General features: G+C 43.7%; 19 protein-coding genes. 15 read left to right on the top strand and 4 right to left on the bottom strand.

The features are described from left to right. From QZ135_RS20975 to QZ135_RS20995, 5 genes are all read left to right on the top strand, one after another. Positions 1 to 1,666: transglutaminase domain-containing protein (locus tag QZ135_RS20975; protein WP_294614091.1), on the top strand; the 1,666-nt coding region annotated here is incomplete at its 5' end. Positions 1,667 to 1,690: 24 nt separating this feature from the next. Next, positions 1,691 to 2,596 (top strand): signal peptidase I, encoded by a 906-nt coding sequence (lepB, locus tag QZ135_RS20980; protein ID WP_294614094.1) that lies wholly within the window; start codon positions 1,691 to 1,693, stop codon positions 2,594 to 2,596. Next, complete coding sequence (locus tag QZ135_RS20985) at positions 2,593 to 4,281, top strand: O-antigen ligase family protein (protein ID WP_294614097.1); 1,689 nt, start codon at positions 2,593 to 2,595, stop codon at positions 4,279 to 4,281. Before lepB ends, QZ135_RS20985 begins: the two co-directional genes overlap by 4 nt. 16 nt (positions 4,282 to 4,297) lie before the next feature. After that, a complete protein-coding gene (locus QZ135_RS20990) occupies positions 4,298 to 4,735 on the top strand; it encodes a helix-turn-helix transcriptional regulator (protein ID WP_294614099.1) in 438 nt (145 codons plus the stop codon). Between the two features lie 111 nt (positions 4,736 to 4,846). Then, entirely contained in the window at positions 4,847 to 6,766 is a 1,920-nt protein-coding gene (locus QZ135_RS20995; protein WP_294614102.1) for a discoidin domain-containing protein, read from the top strand. 115 nt (positions 6,767 to 6,881) lie between these two features. On the opposite strand, the gene QZ135_RS21000 is transcribed toward QZ135_RS20995, so the two are convergent. Continuing rightward, positions 6,882 to 7,862, bottom strand: coding sequence for an ROK family protein (locus tag QZ135_RS21000; protein ID WP_294614105.1), 981 nt, complete (start codon positions 7,860 to 7,862; stop codon positions 6,882 to 6,884). 180 nt (positions 7,863 to 8,042) lie between these two features. Between QZ135_RS21000 and QZ135_RS21005 the strand changes: the two genes are divergently transcribed. From QZ135_RS21005 to QZ135_RS21050, 10 genes are all read left to right on the top strand, one after another. Beyond that, positions 8,043 to 8,759: an ABC transporter ATP-binding protein gene (locus tag QZ135_RS21005; RefSeq protein WP_294614108.1), complete on the top strand. Its 717-nt coding sequence runs from the start codon at positions 8,043 to 8,045 to the stop codon at positions 8,757 to 8,759. A 97-nt stretch (positions 8,760 to 8,856) separates the two neighbouring features. Beyond that, positions 8,857 to 10,116 carry an ABC transporter permease gene (locus QZ135_RS21010; RefSeq protein WP_291603448.1) on the top strand — a complete coding sequence of 420 codons (1,260 nt, stop codon included), beginning with the start codon at positions 8,857 to 8,859 and terminating at the stop codon, positions 10,114 to 10,116. A 27-nt stretch (positions 10,117 to 10,143) separates the two neighbouring features. Beyond that, positions 10,144 to 11,388: an ABC transporter permease gene (locus QZ135_RS21015; RefSeq protein WP_294614111.1), complete on the top strand. Its 1,245-nt coding sequence runs from the start codon at positions 10,144 to 10,146 to the stop codon at positions 11,386 to 11,388. Positions 11,389 to 11,483: 95 nt separating this feature from the next. Next, on the top strand, positions 11,484 to 12,584 hold the full coding sequence (locus QZ135_RS21020) for an efflux RND transporter periplasmic adaptor subunit (RefSeq protein WP_294614114.1): 1,101 nt from the start codon (positions 11,484 to 11,486) through the stop codon (positions 12,582 to 12,584). A gap of 44 nt (positions 12,585 to 12,628) precedes the next feature. Further along, positions 12,629 to 13,957 (top strand): TolC family protein, encoded by a 1,329-nt coding sequence (locus QZ135_RS21025; protein ID WP_294614117.1) that lies wholly within the window; start codon positions 12,629 to 12,631, stop codon positions 13,955 to 13,957. 75 nt (positions 13,958 to 14,032) lie between these two features. Continuing rightward, positions 14,033 to 14,926, top strand: a complete 894-nt coding sequence (locus QZ135_RS21030; RefSeq protein ID WP_294614120.1) for a glycosyltransferase family 2 protein — start codon at positions 14,033 to 14,035, stop codon at positions 14,924 to 14,926. After that, positions 14,923 to 16,020, top strand: coding sequence for a glycosyltransferase family 1 protein (locus QZ135_RS21035; protein ID WP_294614123.1), 1,098 nt, complete (start codon positions 14,923 to 14,925; stop codon positions 16,018 to 16,020). Before QZ135_RS21030 ends, QZ135_RS21035 begins: the two co-directional genes overlap by 4 nt. Positions 16,021 to 16,351: 331 nt before the next feature. After that, the gene (locus QZ135_RS21040; protein WP_294614126.1) at positions 16,352 to 17,908 is read left to right on the top strand and encodes a glycoside hydrolase 43 family protein; all 1,557 of its coding nucleotides are present in this window, start codon (positions 16,352 to 16,354) and stop codon (positions 17,906 to 17,908) included. A gap of 97 nt (positions 17,909 to 18,005) precedes the next feature. Beyond that, a complete protein-coding gene (locus QZ135_RS21045; protein WP_294614140.1) occupies positions 18,006 to 19,697 on the top strand; it encodes a glycoside hydrolase family 43 protein in 1,692 nt (563 codons plus the stop codon). Between the two features lie 33 nt (positions 19,698 to 19,730). Next, positions 19,731 to 20,825 (top strand): endo-1,4-beta-xylanase, encoded by a 1,095-nt coding sequence (locus tag QZ135_RS21050; RefSeq protein WP_294614129.1) that lies wholly within the window; start codon positions 19,731 to 19,733, stop codon positions 20,823 to 20,825. Here QZ135_RS21050 and QZ135_RS21055 read toward each other — a convergent pair. The 3 genes from QZ135_RS21055 to QZ135_RS21065 form a co-directional block, all read right to left on the bottom strand. After that, a complete protein-coding gene (locus tag QZ135_RS21055; protein WP_294614132.1) occupies positions 20,822 to 21,964 on the bottom strand; it encodes a DegT/DnrJ/EryC1/StrS family aminotransferase in 1,143 nt (380 codons plus the stop codon). The two genes, QZ135_RS21050 and QZ135_RS21055, sit on opposite strands and share 4 nt — an antisense overlap. Further along, the gene (locus tag QZ135_RS21060) at positions 21,961 to 22,926 is read right to left on the bottom strand and encodes a GNAT family N-acetyltransferase (RefSeq protein WP_294614135.1); all 966 of its coding nucleotides are present in this window, start codon (positions 22,924 to 22,926) and stop codon (positions 21,961 to 21,963) included. Before QZ135_RS21060 ends, QZ135_RS21055 begins: the two co-directional genes overlap by 4 nt. 51 nt (positions 22,927 to 22,977) lie before the next feature. Then, a partial coding sequence (locus tag QZ135_RS21065; protein ID WP_294614138.1) for a hypothetical protein occupies positions 22,978 to 23,183 on the bottom strand: 206 nt, incomplete at its 5' end.

A 23,183-nucleotide genomic window follows, 5' to 3' on the forward strand; every position in this document is an offset into this window, starting at 1 on the left:
GCAGGCTTTGATTGAAACCAGTCGTCAACAGGGTTTTATGGAACGTGGACGGCGGGATAAATGGCGTAGCTTTTCTTATGCAGGCTCACCAAAGGTGTATGATGCGCAGGTGATAAAAGCGGATTATTTGATGGAAAATATAGATTTAGCTTTTGAAGCCTGGCAACAGCGTGGATGGGATAAATATTGTCCGTTTGATGATTTTTGTAATTACTTGCTTCCTTATTGGGTGGGTGACGAAATTCCTGACTGTTGGCGGCGCATATATCGGGAGCGTTTTCTGCCGGTGCTGGATTCCCTCTATCAGGGGACAGATATTGTGGTTGCTGTAGATAGTTTACAATCTTATTTGCAGCGTAATATGAACTTTTGTTATAACAATGACTTCTGTTTTCCACATGCCGGGGGTGTTTTTATTCTGGAACATTGCATCGGGACATGTCGGGAAGAGACGGATTTTTTAGTCTATCTGTTAAGGGCATTGGGCATACCGGTTGCTGTAGATCGCTATATTTATTCGCCGGACACTTTTTTAGCTCATAGCTGGAATGTGTTCCGCGATACCACCGGGCATTTTATCCCTACTGAACTGCAGCGGACAGGAGTGACGCGTGAATGGGTGAATCATCGTTCTAAAGGGAAGGTTTATCGTGCTTTTTCTGTGCCGCAAGAACAATCTTCAATTTTTGGCACTTTGCTTAAAGATGTCACTACCGACTATTATCCTGCAAATGAAATGCGGATTGCAGGAATTCAGAGTAGTGCCGGAGAGGGATTGATTGGCGTTTTTTCAATGAATGGTTGGATTCCTATCGGTAGGTACAGGTGGCATGACGGAGAGGCTTTAGTGGAAAATCTTGAAATAGAGCAGATTTATCAGCCATTGGTGCAGACTGTAGCCGGCTGGAAGGAGAGTGGATACCCCTTTATACCGCAAGCAGATGGTACGGTGCTTTCTCTTGTACCGGATACGACGCAGTGGGAAAGTATCCGGTTGGTGAGAAAACACCCGTTGACGCAATATTGGGTAAGGCAAATGCGGGAAATGGATGGTGTGCGATTCTTTGGGAATAATACTCCAGACTTTAAAAATGCAGAATTGTTAGCAGTCTCGGTTTGTGACAGTACTTATAGTCGGGAATGTCGGTTAGTAGTTTCTGCAAAGCGGAAATACCGCTACTTGTGGGTATGCCCGCCTGTAGGAAAACGGTTGAATATGGCAGAAGTAGCTATTTATGCAGACAGTAGTTGTAACAAGAAGCTGGATTGCCGGGTAGAGGCATGCGCTCCACCTGTGTATAACTTAAAGGAATATTCGATAGATAAAGCTTTTGACGGGCAAAATCTGACGCGTTATGAGTCAGGAAAAGAGGATGTCCCTTGCATGCTTGACCTGAAAACTTCAACGCTAATTAGTGGAATTATCTATGTGCCACGTAATGATGACAATTATGTTAGTCCGGGTGACTATTATGAACTCTTTTATCAGCATGGGACGAAAGGTTGGATTTCATTAGGGGCAAAAGTTGCTGAGTTTGATTATCTGGAATATAATCATGTACCTGCTGGGGCTTTACTCTGGTTGCACAATCGGACAAAGGGAGTAGAAGAACAAGTTTTTCGTTGGAAAGAAGGAAAACAGGTATTTAATTATAGGCTAAAGTAAATAGAAATCATAAAGAAATTACAGATGGAAAAGAAGTATTACAGGCTTTCATTCTTTATAGATAAAGTGTTCAGGTTGGTTATAATTGCTTGTATACTCTTTGTACTCTATTTGTTGCTGGGAGTCACAACCTTTGCTACTTTTAAGGTTCCTACAGATTCTATGGAACCTGCTTTGCTGCCGGAAGATTGTATTCTGGTAAATAAGTGGGTAATGGGGGGACGTATTTTCGACGTATGGGATGCTTTGGAGGGGAAAGAGGTGGAGATAACCCGTCTCCCGGGTTTTGGAAAAGTGGAACGGAATGATGTATTGGTTTTTAATTTCCCATATCCGGGGCGTTGGGATAGTATAAGGTTAGATGTAATGAAATACTATGTAAAGCGCTGTGTTGCTTTGCCGGGTGACACATTTGAAATAAGAGATGCACGCTATTATGTACGTGGTTATGATGGGGTGCTGGGGGATATCCGGCAGCAAGATTGCCTGCGTTTACAACTAAATGGGATAGCTGATGACCACTCTGCCCGTGAGCGGGGAATATGCTTTAATGCGTATCCGTTCAATGATATTGTAAATTGGAATATAGTAGAATTTGGACCGCTTTTTATTCCTGCTAAAGGTGCGGAAGTATTGATGACTCCACTGAATAAAGTGCTTTACCGGAATGCGATAGAATGGGAGCAAAAGAAAGCTCTTACTCTGAAAGGTGATACCGTATTGTTAGGCGATAGTGTAATACGGAAGTACTCTTTCCGGCAAGATTATTATTTTGTTACAGGAGACTTGGCTATAAATTCTCAGGATTCCCGTTACTGGGGACTGTTGCCGGAACCTTTTATTGTTGGAAAGGCTGTCAGGATATGGAAATCAGTGGATAAGAGGACGGATAGAGTGCGATGGAATAGGATATTCAAAAAGATAGAATGATGATAGGATGCACACATAAAATAAGAGAGATTACAGTTGTTTTGCTACAGTTTGTAGCTGTTTGTTCACTGCTGAGTATGGTATGTGCGGCAACTCCTGAACTGCCTGCAGGAGAAACCATCGGCCAGTGGGTGTGGTTTGGAAAAGCTGCACTGGTTTCGGCCGGATGTATCACTGTTTCTTGTCTGATACAGCTTCTGGGAAAATCTTCCTGGACAGATGTTTTGTGTTTCCGGCATTTCTTTGTTTATGTGGCTTGGAGTTTGGTATTATTAGGGACTATTGAAGCGGTTTGGGGCTTGCGGCAATTATATGGATTTTCTGTTTCCGGGCATTCACAGTATGCACTTACAGGCTCTTTCTTCAATCCCGGTCCGTATGGGGGATATTTAGCGATGATATTACCTGTCTGCTTGCATTTGTATTTACGTGTTTGCAAACGGAAGAGCACAGATGTTCTTCATAAAATAGAGAAAGTGGCGGCAGGACTTGCCGGTATTCTTATTTTATGTGTATTACCGGCCACGATGAGCCGTTCTGCCTGGATTGCTGCTGCAATAAGCTGTGCATGGGTGGCATATATGCATCGTGACAGACGTAAGTGGGGCGTTTTATGGCGGAGATATAAGAAACGTTACCTTACATGGGGAGTGGCCGGGCTTTTGGTTCTGATATTGGGAGGTGCTGGCATTTTCTTTTTGAAGCCTGACTCTGCTATGGGACGTCTGTTTATGTGGAAAATTACTTGTAAAGCTATCGTGGAGCATCCTTGGGGATGTAGTGAAGGATTTGCTTATGCATACGGCGAAGCACAAGAAAATTATTTTGGTAGCGGAGATTATGCTGCTTGGGAAGAACGTGTGGCCGGAAGTCCGGAATACGCTTTCAATGAATATCTGGAACTGGCGTTAACAGCAGGAATAATGCTTTGTGTAATGTTACTGGTGACTATTGGGGGCTGCCTGTGGTTAGGGGCGAAATGGGGGCGTTATGAAATTTGCGGAGCACTCATATCCTTGCTTGTTTTCTCTTTTTCTTCTTATCCCATGCATTTTCCGGTATTTGCAGTAACCGGTATCTGCCTGCTGTTTGCTTGTGGCACTGGAGATGTGGCAGGGAAATGTCTTATTTGGGGCACTTGTGCACTGATATGGATAGTGGGGCTTGACGGTAAATGGCAACGGGAGGAAGATGCCTGTCGGGATTGGACGAATGCGAGGATGCTTTATCATTTGGGAAATTATACTGCTGCCAATGAAGCTTACTATAAACTCTACCCGCAGTTGGGAGAAAGAGGAACTTTTTTATTTGAATATGGGCATAGTTTGCATAAGTCCGGTCGTTATGATCAATCTAATCTGTTTCTGGAACAGGCTGTTTTATATAGTACTGATCCAATGATATTGAATATAACAGGTAAGAATTATCAGGAAATGCAATATTATGAGAGGGCTGAAACCTATTATTGGGCTTCAGTCCACCGTTTGCCGGGGCGGATTTATCCCTACTACCTGCTGGCAAAACTCTATGCGGAGCCGGACTATCGGAATAGGGAGAAGTTTGAGAAGATGCAACGGATTGTATTGACTAAAGCCCCGAAAGTTTATTCCACCGCAATCAGAGAAATGAGGAGCGAAGTGGAAAAGATAGGAAACGACTGGTGTAATACGACGATTGATAAGTGAATATAATATGGTGGATATGGATACGTATAAGGATACTTGGAATGCTTGTCTGCTGTACCGCAATAAACAGTTGACAAAACAATTGAAGGATTATCAGAAAGCTTCGGCATTAGCCGGATGTTCTTCTTCTTTGATAGTGGCAATGGGGCAGTTACTGTGCCTTCATCAAAAACCTGCTTATGGTATAGTCAAGGATGAGGCCGAATGGAGGGAGCTGTTTATCGTCATAGACTTGTTTTACGGTGGGTGTCTGTCAGAAGAATTAGTGCCATTTAGTTTAAGTGCCCAGGAGTTGAGGTTGTGCTATCTGGTACGTGCTCACTTGGATAATAAGACAATCGCTCTTCTGTTTAATATAGTTCCCCGGTCGGTATTGAAAGCTAAACAGCGTATAAAAAATAAGTTGGCTTTATCAGCTACGGATAGTTTGGATAAGTATATACAACAATGCTGATTGCCACTAATATAGATATTTCTGATGATTATGATGAGAAAGTGTTTGATGGTATTTGTAAGTGGGGCTTTATTGTGCCTTTTGGCGTCATGCAATAAATATAGTAAAGGTGTGGAAGAAGTTTTATCTCTTGCCGGGGAGAACCGGGGAGAACTTGAAAAGGTCTTGCTACATTATCAGGACGATAATTTTAAATTGAAGGCCGCTGAGTTTCTTATTCTGAATATGGTGGGGCACTCTGTGCCGACCTCAACGTCTGTGGCAAAATATAAGTCGTTTTATCGGAGATGTGATTCAATCAGGGATGAGTATAAGTCTACCCATAGAAGCCGATGGATAGCGTTGATAGATAGTCTGTGGGATGCATCTCAGGTCGGTAAAATATCCGGGACCGTGGATTATGTTCCTCTACAGAAGGCGATAACTGCTAATCAGATGATAACTGAAATAGATCAGGCATTTGAATCATGGAAAGAGAATGCATTTACAGAAAAATGCTCGTTTGAGCACTTCTGTGAGTACATCTTACCTTTCTATCGCGGTAGTAGCTTTGTATTGGATGATTCTCGTTCACGATTTTATCAATTATACAAATGTCGATATTTTCAAGATAGGGCAAAACTGCTGACTGATGAAGCGGATTCAGTATTGGCCCTTTATAAGAATATTGATTTTACTTCTTTCAATGGTTCGGGTATTCCGGCTCTGAGCACTGAGGCTCTGATGCAGATGGGAGGCGGAAGCTGTACGGAGCGGGGAGTTTTTAATTCATTATTGTTCTCAGCCCTCGGTATGCCGGTTGCTGTGGATTTTGTCCCAGCATGGGGGAGCCAGAATGGTTCTCATTCCTGGAATGTGTTGCTAGTGGGGGATAAACATTATGCTTTTGACCCATTTTGGGGGCATAATAAATGGGAACACTATAACAGATTGTACAGTAATACAGGAATGTATGATTCTAACGGACAAGGTGAGTTTCGTGTTCCGAAGGTATACAGAAAAACATATTCCACTCATTTGGAGAGTTCTTTGTTGGGTAAAGGTGTGGAAATGGAGGATATTCCTCCTTTATTCCGTAATTTTAAGAAAAAGGATGTTTCCTCTGATTATTTTGAAACAACTGATGTGGAGGTGCTTTTAACCGAAAATGCTCCGGAGAATACAAAATATGCTTATTTGTGTGTATTTAATGTTGAAGGTTGGATACCTGTACAATTTGGGGAGATAGCAGACGGGAAAGCACTATTTCGGGAAATGGGGAGAAATATTGTATATCTGCCCGTTTATTATAAAAAGGGAAGTTTATTACCGGCTGCTCCTCCCTTGTGCCTGAAAGAGGACGGCAGTGTGTTAGTCTTGGATGGGATGGGGGTAAAAGAAGATAGCTTGGTGACGAGAAATGTCGTGATACAATCATTTAGAAATCGGGAGTATCTGAAATGTATGAGCGGGACAAGTATTGTAAGTTTGAATAAGAATGGGGCAGAAGATACCTTGTGCACAATATCTGGAATATTACCGGTTAGACGCACCACTTATAAGGTGAATATGGGAACTGCCAGTCGCTTCGTGAGAATGAATTTGCCTTCGGATAGTATTGCTTTAGGAGAGTTGGGCTTTTATAGTTTACAGGGTAAAATAGAGGATGTTGAAATCATATCTCCTTTGCAATCTTTGTCTGAGCATGAATCGGTAGAGGCTCTTTTTGATGGTTTTACTTCTACAGGTTATCGCGGTAAATCAAAAAAGAAGTATGTAGATATTAATTTGGGAGGAGATTATGAAGTGGAACATATTGTTGTAGTACCCTATGTCATGTCGCAGATTCTCAGGAATAGTACTTATGAATTGTTTTACTGGAAAAATGGTGATTGGGAATCATTGGGAGAACAAAAAAGAAGTGGAATGGATTTGTTGTTTGAAAACGTTCCGGGAGATGCATTGTTTAGATTGAAACAAAAGACGGAAAAGGATGAAAAAATAAAGGAAAGGATTTTCCTTTATAAGAATGGGGAGGTGATTTGGATGTAGATTCATATTTTGATTTTTACATTAAAACATAGTCTGAACATAGTGTTATAAAAAATCCTCCTTTCCCATTTTACTGGCAAAAGGAGGATTTCCCTTAAAATTATGATGGACTATTTTATTTCAAGTCTCTCAGTTCCCAGCCCAATGCACTGGCACCCAGTACGGCTGCGTCAGAGTCTTTCAATTCGGATATCAACAGTTTGGCTTTGCCTTTGAAGATATTCAATACATTGGCATCGATGGCTTTCTGGATAGGCTTGAAGATGTAATCACCGGATTTAGCCAATCCACCGAACAGGATAATAGCTTCAGGACTGGAGAATGCGATGAAATCTGCAATAGCTTCGCCCAGAATAGTACCTGTATATTCAAAGATATCTTGTGCTAACTTGTCACCTTGAACAGCTGCGTCATATACATCTTTTGAAGTGATGTTTTCGGCAGGAATGGAACGCAGCAAGCTGGGTTCGGTGCGTGCAGTCAGGAATTCACGTGCTGAGCGAGCTACACCGGTAGCCGAGCAATAAGTCTCCAGACAGCCGTGGCGTCCACATCCGCAAAGGCGTCCGTTTTCGCGGCGTATGATGGTGTGTCCCAATTCTCCGGCAAAACCATCGTGACCATAAACCATCTGACCGTTGATAACGATACCGCTACCTACACCTGTGCCCAAGGTAATCATGATGAAGTCTTTCATACCACGTGCTGCACCGTAAGTCATTTCACCGATAGCTGCGGCATTAGCATCGTTAGTCAGTGCGGCAGGAATACCCAGACGTTCTTCAAACATGGCAGCCAAAGGTATAACACCTTTCCAGGGTAAGTTTGGAGCAAATTCGATTGTACCACTGTAATAGTTGCCGTTAGGAGCACCGATACCGATACCTTTAATTTTGTCTACACCGCCGTTAGCGATAATCAAAGGCAACAGATTTTTGCAGACATCGTCTACGTAGGCATCTGCCTCTTCGTGAGCGCCAGTCTTGATAGAACCGCTTGCAATGATAGTTCCGCGTGCATCCACAATGCCAAAGACAGTGTTTGTACCGCCTATGTCAATACCTACTACGTAGGGTTTTTCCATGCTTGAATTCATGATACTAAAGTTTTGTTTAAAGGGTTAGTTAATTAGTTTTATGGTTACAAATTACACAAAGAAAAACGACACTTCAAAATCTTTTTTAAAAAAAGTTCACCCTCTTTGCAACTTTTTGTAACATAGCTGCGTCTAATAGTGAAAATTAATAAGAAAACAGACTAAAAACAGGAGAGATACGTGATACAGCTGAAAGACATTAACAAGACCTACAACAACGGAGCACCTCTACATGTGCTCAAAGGCATCAACCTCGACATCAAGCGGGGTGAGTTTGTTTCCATCATGGGAGCTTCGGGTTCCGGTAAATCCACCTTGCTTAATATATTAGGTATTTTGGATAACTATGATACCGGTGAGTATTATCTGAACGGGACGTTGATTAAGAACCTCAGCGAGACCAAGGCTGCCGAATATCGGAATCGTATGATTGGTTTCATCTTCCAGTCTTTTAACCTGATTTCCTTCAAGGATGCGGTAGAGAATGTGGCGCTTCCGCTTTTTTATCAGGGAGTGAGCCGCCGCAAGCGCAATGCCTTGGCACTGGAATATCTGGATCGCCTGGGATTGAAGGATTGGGCGCACCATATGCCTAATGAAATGTCCGGCGGACAGAAACAGCGTGTTGCCATAGCTCGTGCTCTCATTACTCAGCCACAGATTATCCTTGCCGATGAACCGACTGGTGCCCTCGACAGTAAGACTTCCGTTGAAGTGATGCAGATTCTTAAAGATTTGCACAAGACGGGGATGACGATTGTTGTGGTTACCCATGAAAGCGGTGTAGCCAACCAGACAGATAAGATTATCCATATCAAGGATGGTATTATCGGCAGCATTGAAGAAAATCTGAATCATGATGCTTCTCCGTTTGGAAAAGACGGAATCATGAAATGACAAGCCGATAAAAGAGTGAATCATGAAAGAATGAAAACTACGGCATGGCAGTCGGCTTTCAGCTCTTTAATTTTTAATTATTAATTCTTAATTCAGAATGTTTGATATTTGGCAAGAAATATACGGAACCATCAAGCGGAATAAGTTGCGTACATTCCTCACTGGGTTTGCCGTGGCATGGGGCATCTTTATGCTGATAGTGCTGCTGGGTGCCGGAAACGGTATCATCCATGCTTTCGACCAATCATCTTCGGAACGTGCATTGAACTCTATCCGCATTTTCCCGGGATGGACTTCCAAGCCTTATGCAGGATTGAAAGAAGGACGCCGCGTTCGTCTGGAGAACAATGACCTGGAAGCTACTGAAAAGTATTTCCCCGATTATGTAATCAGTGCCGGTGCTACTGTGCGGCAGAGCAATGTAAACGTAAGTTTCGGGCAGGAATATGTAAATATCTCCCTGATGGGGGTGCATCCTAACTATACGGAGGTGGAAACTGTGAAGACTGCGGACGGGCGTTTTATTAATCAGAATGACTTGAAAGAACGCCGGAAGGTTATAGTTATACATAAGAAGACTGCTGAAATACTATTCGACAAGACTCATACCGAACCTATCGGGCAGTTTGTCAATGCAAGTGGTGTGGCTTATCAGGTAGTTGGTATCTATAACGATCAGGGAGACCGTGAAGCCAGTGAGGCTTACATCCCTTTTTCTACTTTGCAGACCATCTATAATAAAGGCGAGCAACTGAACAATATCATCTTTACGACTAAAAATCTGGAAACGATAGAGAGCAATGAACTTTTTGAGGCTAATTATCGTAAGGTGATCGGTGCTAATCGCCGTTTTGATCCTCAGGATAACAGTGCCATTTGGATTTGGAATCGTTTCACTGATTATATGCGGACACAAAATGCAATGGGAATGCTTCGCACAGCCATCTGGGTGATTGGTATTTTCACATTGTTGAGCGGAATAGTCGGGGTTTCGAACATCATGTTGATTACGGTGAAAGAACGTACTCGCGAGTTTGGTATCCGCAAGGCACTTGGAGCGAAGCCATTGTCTATTCTCTGGCTGATTATTGTGGAGAGTGTCACTATTACTACTTTGTTCGGATACATAGGTATGGTGGCCGGTATTGCAGTCACGGAGTGGATGAATTCAGCCTTCGGCAACCAGACTATGGATGCAGGTATGTTCCAGCAAACCATGTTCTCGAATCCGACCGTAGATTTGGGGATTGCCATTCAGGCTACGCTTACCTTGATTATTGCAGGCACGTTGGCAGGATTCTTTCCGGCAAAGAAGGCAGTAAGTATCAGTCCGATAGAAGCATTGAGAGCAGATTAAGTCGAACGTAAATCGTAAATAGAAATTATGAGAATAGATATAGACTCTTGTGAGGAAATCCTCATCACGATTACAAGAAACAAGACGCGAAGCTTGCTGACGGCATTCGGTGTGTTCTGGGGAATCTTCATGTTGGTGGCGCTCATCGGTGGCGGACAGGGGATGCAACAGGCTATGAGTTCCCAGTTTGAAGGCTTTGCTACGAACTCGGCTTTCCTGGTTTCGCAAAAGACGGGGGAAGCGTATAAAGGTTTCCGGAAAGGACGTTGGTGGGACTTGGAACTTTCTGATATAGAGCGCCTGCGTCATGGAGTGAATGAAATAGATGTCATTACTCCTTCCATCGCTTATTGGGGAAGAACAGCTATACACGGAGATAAAAAATATGATTGTAGCGTAAAGGGATTGTATCCTGAGTATGAGCATATAGAACATCAGGAAATGGCTTATGGGCGCTTCATCAATGATGTGGATATTAAGGAGGCACGCAAAGTTTGCGTAATCGGTAAGCGTGTGTATGAAAGTTTATTCCGTCCGGGAGAGGATCCTTGTGGAAAGTATATCCGGGTAGATGGGATTTACTATCAGGTTATCGGTATGTGCTCGTCCGAGGGTAACATGAATATTCAGGGGCAAGCCTCGGAAGCTGTTACTTTGCCTTATACTACCATGAAGCAGGCCTACAATCTGGGTAACCGGATACATGTGGTGTGTTTCACAGTGAAGCCGGGCATCAAGGTAACGGATATTCAGGACAAGGTAGAGCGTATTGTGAAAGCAGCTCATTACATATCTCCGGATGACAAACAGGCAGTGATGATGCTGAATGCGGAAGCGATGTTTTCCATGGTGGATAACTTGATGGCAGGAACTCGCATTTTAATCTGGATGGTAGGTTTGGGAACTTTGTTTGCAGGCGCTATCGGTGTATCGAATATTATGATGGTGACGGTGCGTGAACGTACTACGGAAATTGGTATTCGTCGTGCCATTGGTGCACGCCCGCGGGACATTCTACAGCAGATTCTTTCGGAGAGTATGGTGCTGACGACCATTGCTGGTATGGCAGGTATTTCTTTTGCCGTGCTCGTGTTGCAAGTATTGGAAGCGGCTGCTAATGATCCGGGGCATATAACTACTCATTATCAGGTCTCATTTGGACTGGCTATAGGCACATGTGCATTGCTGATTGCTTTAGGAGTGCTTGCTGGTCTGGCTCCGGCTTATCGTGCTATGGCAATCAAACCTATTGAGGCCATAAGAGACGAATAATAATTATAAATTATAAATTAATAATTAAAAGGGGCCTGCGGGGTGTGGGCGGGATATTAAAAATAGAAATAAAAAAACAATAATATAATAATAGTATGAAAAAGTATCTGAAAATCGCATTGTTGGTAGTTGTAGCTGCCATTTTCATCTTTACGTTTGTGTTCCTGTATCAGAAATCCAGACCGAAGATTACGGTGTATGAAACGATAACTCCGGTAGTAGCTGACCTGGAAAAAACAACGGTGGCAACCGGAAAGGTGGAGCCGAGAGACGAGATTCTTATCAAGCCCCAGATTTCGGGTATCATTGACGAGTTGTATAAAGAAGCTGGACAGAGTATACGTAAGGGAGAAGTGATTGCTAAGGTAAAAGTGATTCCCGAACTGGGTACGCTGAACTCTGCCGAAAGCCGCGTACGCTTGGCAGAGCTTAATGCAAAACAGGGGGAAACGGACTTTGCCCGTATAGAGAAATTGTTTGAAGATAAGCTGGTTAGTCGTGAAGACTACGAAAAGGCTGAGGTAAGTGTGAAACAGGCACGTGAAGAGTTGCAGACAGCTAAGGATAATCTGGAAATTGTGAAGGAAGGTATTACAAAGAGTAGTGCTTCTTTCTCAAGTACACTTATCCGTTCTACTATCGACGGTTTGATACTGGATGTTCCTGTAAAAGCCGGTAACTCGGTAATTATGAGTAATACATTCAATGATGGTACTACGATTGCTACAGTTGCCAACATGAACGATTTGATTTTCAAAGGTAAGATTGATGAAACTGAGGTAGGACGTGTTCACGAAGGTATGCCGGTGAAGCTGACAATCGGTGCTTTGCAGAATCTTTCATTTGAGGCTATGCTGGAATACATCTCTCCGAAGGGGGTAGAAGAAAATGGGGCTAATCAGTTTGAGATCAAGGCAGCTATTCAAGTGCCGGATACGGTGATGATTCGTTCGGGATATTCTGCCAATGCGGAAATTGTATTGGAGCGTGCAGAGAAAGCGCTCACTTTACCGGAGAGTACTATTGAGTTCAGCGGAGACAGTACATTCGTCTATGTTATGACAGATAGTGTACCTGCCCAGAAGTTTGAACGCAAACAGGTGAAGGTGGGCATGAGCGATGGTATTAAGATTGTCATCAAAGACGGTGTGGACGGTAAGGCTAAGGTACGTGGTGCTGAAAAGAAAGATAAATAGCCTTTAATGAATCATTTATTATAACTCAATATTATCATTGAAATATGAAAAATAAACTAATCATAGCATGTCTTATGTTGGGAGGTCTTTCGGCTCAGGCTCAGGAAGGCTGGACTTTACGCCAATGTATTGATTACGCTATCGAGCATAATATAGATATACGTCGGACAGCTAATACGGCGGAACAAAGTGAGGTTAACGTGAACACAGCTAAATGGGCACGCTTGCCGAGCCTGAATGGTAGTGCAGGACAGAGTTGGAACTGGGGACGTACACAGACGGCTATAAAAGATGAGACTACCGGTGACTATTCTACGGTTTATGTCAATACAAATAGCAATAGCACCAATATGTCTGTGTCTACCAATATTCCCATATTTACGGGATTGGAAATTCCTAATCAGTATGCGTTGGCGAAGTTGAATTTTAAGGCGGCTATGGCAGATCTGGAAAAAGCGAAAGAAGATATTTCTATAAATATAGCTTCCGCTTATTTGTTGGTGCTGCTCAATAAGGAGTTGCATCAGGTTTCCCTCGGGCAGGTAGAGTTGAGTAAAGAGCAGTTGGCTCGTATTTCCCGTCTTGCAGAGCTGGGCAAGGCATCTCCTGCCGAAGTAGCTGAAGCCAAAGCGAGTGTGGCTCAGGATGAGATGAAGGCTGTGCAGGCTAATAATAATTATCAACTTGCATTGCTTGATCTTAGCCAGCTTATTGAGTTGGAGACACCGGAAGGATTTACATTGTCAGCTCCTGCTGTGACGTTGGATTTACTTCCTCTTACCCCGCCGGATGAAGTATATCAGACTGCTGTGACGACTAAGGCTGCGGTTCAGGCTGCGCAATATCGTCTGGAGGGCAGTAAACACAATATCCGTATTGCGCAGAGTGATTTTTATCCTCAACTGAATTTGAATGGTAGTCTCGGAACGAACTATTATTCTACTCTTGACCGTAATTTCAGTCAGCAGTTACGGGATAACTTCAGTAAGTATGTGGGTTTCAGTCTTAGTGTGCCCATTTTTAATAGATTTTCTACCCGTAACCGTGTGCGGACAGCCCGTTTGCAAAAGGAGAATTATTCTTTGCAGTTGGACAATGTGAAGAAGACACTTTATAAGGAAATTCAACAGGCATGGTACACTGCACTTGCTTCTGAAAGTAAATATACCAGCAGTAGCACAGCTTCCAATGCCAGTGCTGAGTCTTTCAGGCTGATGAGTGAAAAGTATGACAATGGTAAAGCTACTGCGGTGGAATATAACGAAGCGAAGCAGAACTTGATGAAAGCCCAATCTGATGAATTGCAGGCTAAATATGAATATCTGCTCCGTACAAAGATATTGGACTTCTATAAAGGAGTGCCTATCGAATAATTTTTCAGTGTGTTTCTCTCTAAAAATCCTTTCTTGGCTGTAAGGCTGAGGGAGGATTTTTCATATATTTGCCACATGAGTCCATTTATCAGTATAATAATTCCTTTTTACGGTACGGCAGACCCGGTGTTGCTGCAACGGTGCCTTGATTCTATTCATGGGCAAGGGATGGCGGAGGGCACTTATGAAGTCATAGTAACGGACGATGACGGAAGAGGTTTGGGTGCTGCCCGCAATAAAGGCATGCGTCAGGCAACAGGTACTTATCTGATGTTTGTAGATGCAGATGATTATCTTTTCCCTAATATTTCCTATTGTTTTTCTTATCTTATAAAATATACTCCTGATATTTGTTCTTTTCAGATGCGAGAGGTTAAAAAAACTGGTGTTGTACCTCATTCTTTCAGTTATAAATGGGATGTTTATATATCTGGAGCCGAATATATGAGTCAGAATAACTTTATGGGTACTGCCTGGAGACATTTTTTGAATCGTAATTTCCTAAATATTTATGGATTGGCGTTTGCTGAGTCATGTTTCCATGAAGACGAAGATTTTGTCGTAAAAGCATATTGCCTGGCATCAACAACTCTTATTACTGATTATCCTGTTTATGCCTATTATAGAAGTGCTTCTTCTATTGTTCATGAGATGAACTTACAAGTGTGTTTTAAGAGGCTGAATGATTTCCGCAATATGCTATATAGGTTGAGGGATTTGTTGCTTTCCTTTGAAAGTGATAAGAACGCTACACCGATACAGATAAAGGCTTTACGGAGGCGTTTGAATTTTGTTACTATTGATTATATTCGCCAGATGCGTCGTAATAGATGCCGTATCAAAGAAATAAATCATCGGATGAACATCTTAAAGGAAGAGGGTTTGTTGCCTTTACCTAAAGAACAGTATTCCTGGAAATACTGCTTGGTATATCCTGTTATCAATGCTTATATCCGTTTGTTTGTATGAAAATATTGCTGCTCGGAGAATATAGTGGACTGCATTGGAGCCTTGCCGATGGGCTTCGGGCATTGGGACATAACGTTTGTGTTGCTTCCGATGGTTGTGGCTGGAAAAACTATCCACGTGATATAGCTTTGGATCGTCCTTCAAATAGTTTATATGATGGAATCTCTTGTCTACTGCGTATTTTACGTCATTTACCGAGCTTTCGTAATTATGATGTAGTTCAACTTATTAGTCCTTATTTTCTACATTTACGTAGTGAACGTACCTTGCCTGTTTACCACTACTTGCGCAGATATAACGATAAAGTCTTTTTAGGTGCTTTCGGGACTGATTATTACTATATCCGTGCCTGTATGGAAACTGATACATATCGCTACTCTGACTTTAAAACTGGTGATTGTTATCGTGATACGGCTTTTAACCAAATGACACTTCAGGATTGGTATTATGGTGGTGCTGCCCATGCTACTCGTGTCATTGCTGAAAGTTGCAACGGTATAATAGCTTGTTTGTGGGAGTATTATGCTGCTTATCAACCAATTTTTCCAGAGAAAACTGCATTTGTGCCTTTACCTATCAACTTGAATGAGATAATTTCACATATTCGTATTGCGCCGGAGATACTAAACTTCTTTATCGGTATTCAGAATTTTAAAGATTCTGTGAAGGGAACTGATGTAATGCTCCCCGTCCTGCAGGAAGTACAACGCAAGTATCCCGAACTTTGCCGCATCACCGAAGTGCACGATGTGCCCTATGCACGTTATCAGCAACTGATGGATGACGCTGACGTCCAGTTAGACCAGCTCTATTCATATACGCCCTCCATGAACTCATTGCTTGCTATGGCAAAGGGACTAACTGTAGTGGGCGGCGGTGAACCCGAGAACTACGAAATCATAAACGAAACACAACTTCGCCCCATCATTAACGTGTTGCCGGACGAGCAGGATATTTATCGGAAACTGGAAGATATTGTCCTTCACAGGGAGCGTATTCCGGAACTGTCGGTACAGAGTATCGAATATGTAGCCAAGCATCACAATCACGTCAAAATTGCCCGCCAATATCTTGACTTCTGGGAAAAACATTAATCATATCTTCTTGTAATATTACCATGCAATAATCAGTTATTGCAAGGTAATAAATTTATTTGGTAAGGAAATGTTTTTTCTTTGCCGAGGATGTCTGTTCCTTGTCTCAGAGGTACTTTATGAGCCCGATGTAACATGAGCGAAAGAAAATGAAATAGCTGAAGGCAAAGATGTAATACTAGCGAAAGAATGTGTAAAATGATTGTATGCGTCTCTTGAAACCTTGCTGTATATTTGCTGTCGGGAGATTCTGTTTTAGATACCGGAACGGGAAACCTGTATGAAGAACACTGCCCTCCAAGAAAAACTTTAATAAAAAAAGGATATAACTATGCGAAATCGTTTTTGTATTTTTCTGCTGGCAATTGTTGCCTACAGTTGCGCGACTTTTGCGCAAACCGGTTCAGCCAAGAATCCGGTGATTTATGCCGATGTACCGGATATGTCGATGATTCGGGTGGGAGACACCTATTACATGAGTAGCACTACTATGCATATGGCTCCCGGAGTGCCTATCATGAAATCTAAAGACCTTGTGAACTGGGAAATTGTGAACTACTGCTACGATGTCCTGGAAGACATGGATGAATTGAATCTGACTAATGGTAAAAGCACGTATGGACGCGGTACATGGGCCAGTTGCATCCGCTATCATAATAATATGTATTATGTGACAACATTTGCCCAGACCACCGGGAAGACTTATATATTCAGTACCAAGGATATAGAGAAAGGTCCCTGGAAGGTGAGCACTTTCAAGCCTGCCTATCACGATCATACGGTGTTTTTTGATGATGATGGCCGCATCTATATGATTTGGGGTGGTGGCAAACTGCGTATTGTTGAACTGAAAGAAGACCTGTCGGGCATCAAGGAGGGCACGGAACGGGTATTTATAGAAAATGCCAGCGCTCCGTCCGGAGATAATATAGGCTTGCCGGCCGAAGGCTCCCAACTATTTAAGGTGAATGGAAAGTATTATCTGTTCAATATCACCTGGCCCAAGGGAGGTATGCGTACGGTGGTCATCCATCGTTCCGATAGCATGGAGGGACCTTGGGAAGGCAGAGTTGCCTTGCAGGATAAAGGTGTTGCCCAGGGAGGTTTGATAGATACTCCCGACGGTAAGTGGTTTGCTTATCTTTTCCGGGATAATGGTTCGGTGGGACGCATCCCTTATCTGGTTCCTATGAAGTGGGAAGATGGCTGGCCGGTGATTGGAATTGATGGAAAGGTGCCGGAAACATTGGAACTCCCTGCCAGTAAAGGATTGATACCGGGCATTGTAGCGTCGGATGAGTTCACTCGTAAAAAGAAAGAGGCAGCTTTACCATTGGTTTGGCAATGGAATCATCAACCGGATAATTCCCTTTGGTCAGTCAGCGAACGCAAGGGCTATTTGCGCCTGAAAACCGGGCGGGTGGATAATGACTTCCTGCTGGCCCGCAACACATTAACCCAACGAACAATCGGTCCAGTGTGTTCGGGAGTAACTTCTGTAGATGTATCGGGCATGAAAGAAGGAGATTTTGCAGGACTTGCGCTTCTCCAGAAGAAATATGGATTAGTAGGTGTAAAGTTTGAAAACGGGGTAAAGAAGATTGTTATGGTAAGTGCGCAGACTGATAAGCCGGAAGAGGTGGAAAGTCTGCCACTGAACCAGAATACAATATTCCTGAAAGCCAAATGCGACTTCACAGACTTGAAAGATAAAGCTGATTTCTATTATAGCCTGGATGGCAAGAAGTGGACAAAGATTGGCAGTCAGCTTAAGATGGCTTATACGCTTCCGCACTTTATGGGCTATCGTTTCGGACTCTTCAATTATGCAACGAAGACTCCCGGCGGTTATGTGGACTTCGATTATTTCCGTATTAGCGACAAATAAATAATTAGTAATTATTAATCTGAAATTTGCATTAGAAATGAAAAAGGTAAACTCAGCGCTTTCAATGGGTAAGCGGATTGTTCTGTGCTCCCTTTGTATGGCAATGTTTTCGACGGCAGGATTTGCCCAGGGTAGTAAAGGTAAGAAGGTAAAGAATGCTCCGGTGTTCTCACAGGTTGTTTATCAGGGTAATGACAAGGTGTACAACGAGAATCCGTTGAAAGCCGGTGAGTTCTATAACCCTATTCTACAAGGCTGTTATCCCGATCCGGCGATAACCCGGAAGGGAGACGATTATTTCTTGGTGTGCTCATCGTTCGCCATGTTTCCCGGTGTGCCCATCTTCCATTCGAAAGACTTGGTGAACTGGAAACAGATCGGTCATGTGCTGGACCGCACTTCTCAACTGAAAGTGCACGATACAGGTATTAGTGCCGGTGTATATGCTCCGGCCATCAAGTATAATCCCAACAACGATACTTTCTACATGATTACCACGCAGTTTGCCGGTGGCTTCGGAAATATCATCGTGAAGACGAAAGACCCTTTCAAAGGTTGGAGCGATCCTGTTAAATTGAAGTTTGACGGAATCGACCCTTCTATCTTCTTCGATGACAACGGCAAAGCATACGTGGTTCATAACGATGCGCCGAATAAAGGTGAGGAGCTTTACAACGGACATCGCGTTATCAAAATCTGGGAGTATGATGTGGAAAACGACCAGGTGATTGCCGGAACGGACCAGATTATCGTAAACGGTGGAGTGGACTTGTCCAGAAAACCTATCTGGATTGAGGCGCCACATATTTATAAAAAAAATGGCCGCTACTACCTGATGTGTGCAGAGGGTGGTACGGGTGATTGGCATAGTGAGGTTATCTTTGTGAGCGACAATCCCAAAGGACCTTATACTCCTGCTCCGAGTAATCCTATTCTGAGTCAGAGATATTTGAACCCTGACAGGAAAAATATAGTAGACTGGGCGGGGCATGCCGATTTGGTGGAAGGTCCTGACGGCAAATATTATGCTGTATTTCTGGCCATCCGTCCGAATGAGAAAGGCAGAGTGAACATTGGTCGTGAGACTTTTATCCTGCCGGTTGACTGGTCGGGCGAATTCCCTGTCTTTGAAAATGGACTTATCCCGATGGAGCCGAAATTGAAAACTCCCAAAGGTGTTGAGAATAAAACAGGCAGCGATGGTTACTTCCCCAATGGCAACTTTACGTTTACGGAGAATTTCACATCTCCTCAGTTGGATTACCGTTGGATTGGTTTGCGAGGACCTCGCGAAGAATTCATATCTGTGCTGAAGGATGGTGGATTACAGATTACTCCCTTCCCGGTGAATATAAAGGAAGTGAAACCCACTTCAACGCTTTTCCACAGGCAACAGCATAGTAACTTCTCGTTCACTACGACATTGAAGTATACTCCGAAGTCGGAAAAAGATCTGGCGGGTATCACTTGCGTACAGAGTGAGCGTTTCAATTATGTTTTTGGTGTAACCAAAAAAGATAAGGATTTCTATCTGGTGTTGGAAAGAACGGAGAGAGGCAGGTCTAAAGTGCTTGTAAGTGCAAAGATAGATGTAAAGAATCCTATTCAGCTACAAGTGAAAGGTGACGGGGATAATTACGACTTTAGCTATTCAACGGATGGAACCAACTTTGTACAATTGGGCAACACCGTATCCGGCGACATCCTTTCAACCAACGTTGCCGGTGGCTTTACCGGTTGTTTGATTGGTTTGTATGCTACTTCTGCAAATGATATTCTTGTCGAATAAAGATTATTAATGACCAACAAACGAATGAAAGTTATGAAGAAGTTATTTAAGACAGTCTGTTGCCTTGGAATGCTGGCAGCAGTCATCGGTTGTAGTCAGGAACCGAAGAAGACTGACAATCTGAAAGATGCGTATGCAGATTATTTCACTATCGGTTGTGCCCTGAACATGGCAAATCTGAATTCGCCCGAACAGGTGTCGCTGATTACCACCCACTTCAACAGCATCACTGCGGAAAATGACATGAAACCTCAACCTACACAGCCTGTAGAGGGAGAGTGGAACTGGGAGAATGCCGATAAGATTGCCAACTTCGCCCGTGAAAACAAGATTGCTCTTCGTGGACATTGCCTCGTGTGGCATAACCAGACGGCCGACTGGATGTATCATGATGAAAATGGTGAGCTGGTATCGAAAGAAGTTCTGTTCGAAAGGATGAGAGAGCATATTCATACTATAGTGAACCGTTATAAGGATGTTGTATATGCCTGGGATGTGGTGAACGAAGCTATCACGGATAATCAGGATGCAGAGGTACCTTACCGGCAATCTACTTATTATAAGATTGCAGGAGACGAATTCATAAAGAAAGCATTTGAATATGCCCATGAAGCTGACCCCAAAGCATTGCTTTTCTACAATGATTATAATGAAACGAATCCTGCTAAGCGTGACCGTATCTACAATATGGTGAAGAGCATGAAGGAGGAAGGAATTCCCATTCACGGTATCGGTATGCAGGGACATTACAATATATCGTCTCCTACGGAAGATGAATTCAGAAAGGCTATCGAGCTTTATTCTCAGGTGGTTGATAATATCCATATCACTGAGCTTGATGTACGCATCAACACCGGAGAACAAGGTGGGCAACTCAATGTGGAACAAACTGACAAGGAATTGGAGATGACAACTGAGGCCGATGCTGCACAGGCTGCCCAGTATGACATGCTGTTCCGGGTGATGCGCGACCATAAGAATGCAATTCGCAATGTAACCTTCTGGAATGTTTATGATGGTGATTCATGGCTGGACCGCCGTCATGGCAATCGCCAACGCAATTACCCGCTTCTGTTTGACGACAACTTACAACCTAAGTCTTCTTTTAATAAGGTGGTTTCGTTTTAAACGAAAGCGTTTATACAATCAATTACTTGTCCTACCTCTTCATCCGCCAGTAATGGAGAAATAGGAAGACTTAACTCCTCATTGTGGATGCGTTCTGCAATGGGGAGTTGTTGCACACCGTATTCCTGCCTCAGTGCTTCCTGGCGGTGGGGCGGAATCGGATAATGGATTTGGGTATGGATGTTGTGTGCCGTCAGGTGACGTTGCAGTTCATCCCGTCGGGAAGAAAAGACGGGAAAGATGTGGAAGACGTTAGCCCCGTTGATGTCACTGCTATGGACGGTGCTTCGCAAATTCAGGTATTCCCAATGAATGTTTTCTTTATATAACTTCGCTATATTTCTTCTCCGGGCATTGTCTTTGTCAAGACGGGGAAGTTTCACAGAAAGAGCGGCTGCCTGCAACTCGTCCAGGCGACTGTTTACACCTTGATACAGATGAATGTATTTTTCCGTAGAGCCGTAATTGGCGATGGAACGAACGATGGAGGCAAGGTCTGCATCATGGGTAGTGATGGCACCTCCGTCTCCCAATGCTCCCAGATTCTTGGCGGGGTAGAAACTGAAGGCGGCGGCATCACCCAGATTCCCGGCATGCAAAGGCTGATTCGCTTTTCCCGGTAAACCTTCAGCATAGATTGCTCCATGTGCCTGCGCAGCATCTTCTATGATTTTTAATCCGTAGCGGTTGGCTAAGTCATGTACTCCTTCCATATCTGCCAGGCGACCGTAGAGATGTACCGGCACTATGGCACGTGTACGCACGGTTATTAGTGTTTCGGCATGACGCACACATATATTGCATGTTTCGGGAGAAGGTTCGCAAAGCACCGGCTTTAATCCGGCACGCAGAACGGAAAGCAAGGTGGCGATGTAGGTGTTGGCGGGAACAATCACTTCATCTCCTGCATTCATCATTCCGAGTTCCCGGTAAGCAAGGAATATAAGAGTAAGGGCATCCAGACCGTTTCCTGTGCCGATGCAGTGAGTCGTGCCGCAAAAATCGGCAAACTCCTGTTCGAAACGGGCGGTAGCCTCACCATGCAGATACCAACCGGAATGGGAAATGCGCAACAAAGCATCCGAGAGTTCCGGTTCAAAGGAGGCGTTGATTTTTTGCAGGTCTAAATACTTTATCATAGCTTCAATTCATAAACATCGTACATGATTGCTCTTGCCCCGAAACCTTCTTTCTGGAAAAGCAATCCTTCATTCAGCATTTGTCCACCGTGTTCGGTGGAGATGCCAAAGTCGAAGTAGCGCTTCCGGGCATAACGGTCGTATATCAGTTGGTGGAAAAGCAAATCGAGTGCACCACACTTTTTCCCGCGTGGTGTGGCGGCAATGTATTGTACGTGGGCTACTTCATCAGTTTCATATACTACGCAACCGCCTACTGTTTCTGTTCCGTCGCATACGCGGAAGAGGGAAATCTGGCGGGGAAAGTTTCTGTATAACCGGAGGATTTCTTCCAGAGAATGTACCGGGGCCACGCTGTATCGTTCGTGCAGGTTCTCTTCCAGTATGCTCCAGAAGGAGGCAAAGTCTTCATCTTCTATAATTGCCAGGTTGCATGCCTGTGCCTTTTTCAACTGTCGGCGGCGCAGGGTGCGGAAAGGCAGGCGGTCGTCCAGTGGAATGACGGACGAGATGCTGCGGCCCATAAGTGTGGCTCCCAGGCGGGTAAGTATGTATAAGTCTTCTTCTGCCGGATAACGGTGGTAAATATGGGGAATGGCCCGATAGGTCAATGACTTGACATTGCATTCTCTCTGTAAGTAATTCAGTGCGGTGCAGAAGGCACTCTCGGCTTGTTGCAGAGTGGTGGAAGGAGAGAGGATCATTCCGCCATAGGTCAGTCCCTGGTGGGAATAGAAGCAGTCGCCGGAAAGATTTCCCGGAAAGAGGGCTGTCAGTTTTTGGTTACAAAGAACCAATAGGGAGCAGTCTTCAAAACGTTTGGCATGGTAATCCATATAATCGCGTTGCAACAGGAAAGTGCCGTTTTTGGAGCGGCGCATGAAGCAGTCCCAGCGTTCTTTATCTTTTGCCGAATAGCGGACTATATTCCACTTTTGATCGGTTACCGTGCTAACTTCCATGTATTTATCTGTCTTGTTATTGCTTTCTGAATTCAAATATAAATATATTAGTCAGATAAATAACGTAAGTTTCACGGGTTTATTATTTGTTTGGAGATATTCGGGCGTGAAGTGTATCATATCGGAGAAGAAAGGAAGGAAATTCAGTTGACGAGGGGACAAGTTGACAAGGAGACAAGGGGCTGCGCAATGCTTCTGTGCCGCATGGAACCTTGTTCCCTTGTCAACTTGTCCCCTCGTCAACTGATTCAAATCCG

The organism is uncultured Bacteroides sp., assembly GCF_905207245.1.
In the GTDB taxonomy this organism is placed as follows: Bacteria; Bacteroidota; Bacteroidia; order Bacteroidales; family Bacteroidaceae; genus Bacteroides.

Excerpts from the sequence above, each read along its gene's own strand:
- QZ135_RS20990 (WP_294614099.1), top strand. The coding sequence starts at position 4,298 with ATGGATACGTATAAGGATACTTGGAATGCTTGTCTGCTGTACCGCAAT.
- QZ135_RS21060 (WP_294614135.1), bottom strand. The coding sequence starts at position 22,926 with ATGGAAGTTAGCACGGTAACCGATCAAAAGTGGAATATAGTCCGCTAT.
- QZ135_RS20985 (WP_294614097.1), top strand. The coding sequence starts at position 2,593 with ATGATGATAGGATGCACACATAAAATAAGAGAGATTACAGTTGTTTTG.
- lepB (WP_294614094.1), top strand. The coding sequence starts at position 1,691 with ATGGAAAAGAAGTATTACAGGCTTTCATTCTTTATAGATAAAGTGTTC.
- QZ135_RS21015 (WP_294614111.1), top strand. The coding sequence starts at position 10,144 with ATGAGAATAGATATAGACTCTTGTGAGGAAATCCTCATCACGATTACA.
- QZ135_RS21055 (WP_294614132.1), bottom strand. The coding sequence starts at position 21,964 with ATGATAAAGTATTTAGACCTGCAAAAAATCAACGCCTCCTTTGAACCG.
- QZ135_RS21035 (WP_294614123.1), top strand. The coding sequence starts at position 14,923 with ATGAAAATATTGCTGCTCGGAGAATATAGTGGACTGCATTGGAGCCTT.
- QZ135_RS21010 (WP_291603448.1), top strand. The coding sequence starts at position 8,857 with ATGTTTGATATTTGGCAAGAAATATACGGAACCATCAAGCGGAATAAG.
- QZ135_RS21040 (WP_294614126.1), top strand. The coding sequence starts at position 16,352 with ATGCGAAATCGTTTTTGTATTTTTCTGCTGGCAATTGTTGCCTACAGT.
- QZ135_RS21025 (WP_294614117.1), top strand. The coding sequence starts at position 12,629 with ATGAAAAATAAACTAATCATAGCATGTCTTATGTTGGGAGGTCTTTCG.
- QZ135_RS21050 (WP_294614129.1), top strand. The coding sequence starts at position 19,731 with ATGAAGAAGTTATTTAAGACAGTCTGTTGCCTTGGAATGCTGGCAGCA.
- QZ135_RS21000 (WP_294614105.1), bottom strand. The coding sequence starts at position 7,862 with ATGAATTCAAGCATGGAAAAACCCTACGTAGTAGGTATTGACATAGGC.
- QZ135_RS21045 (WP_294614140.1), top strand. The coding sequence starts at position 18,006 with ATGGCAATGTTTTCGACGGCAGGATTTGCCCAGGGTAGTAAAGGTAAG.
- QZ135_RS21020 (WP_294614114.1), top strand. The coding sequence starts at position 11,484 with ATGAAAAAGTATCTGAAAATCGCATTGTTGGTAGTTGTAGCTGCCATT.
- QZ135_RS21030 (WP_294614120.1), top strand. The coding sequence starts at position 14,033 with ATGAGTCCATTTATCAGTATAATAATTCCTTTTTACGGTACGGCAGAC.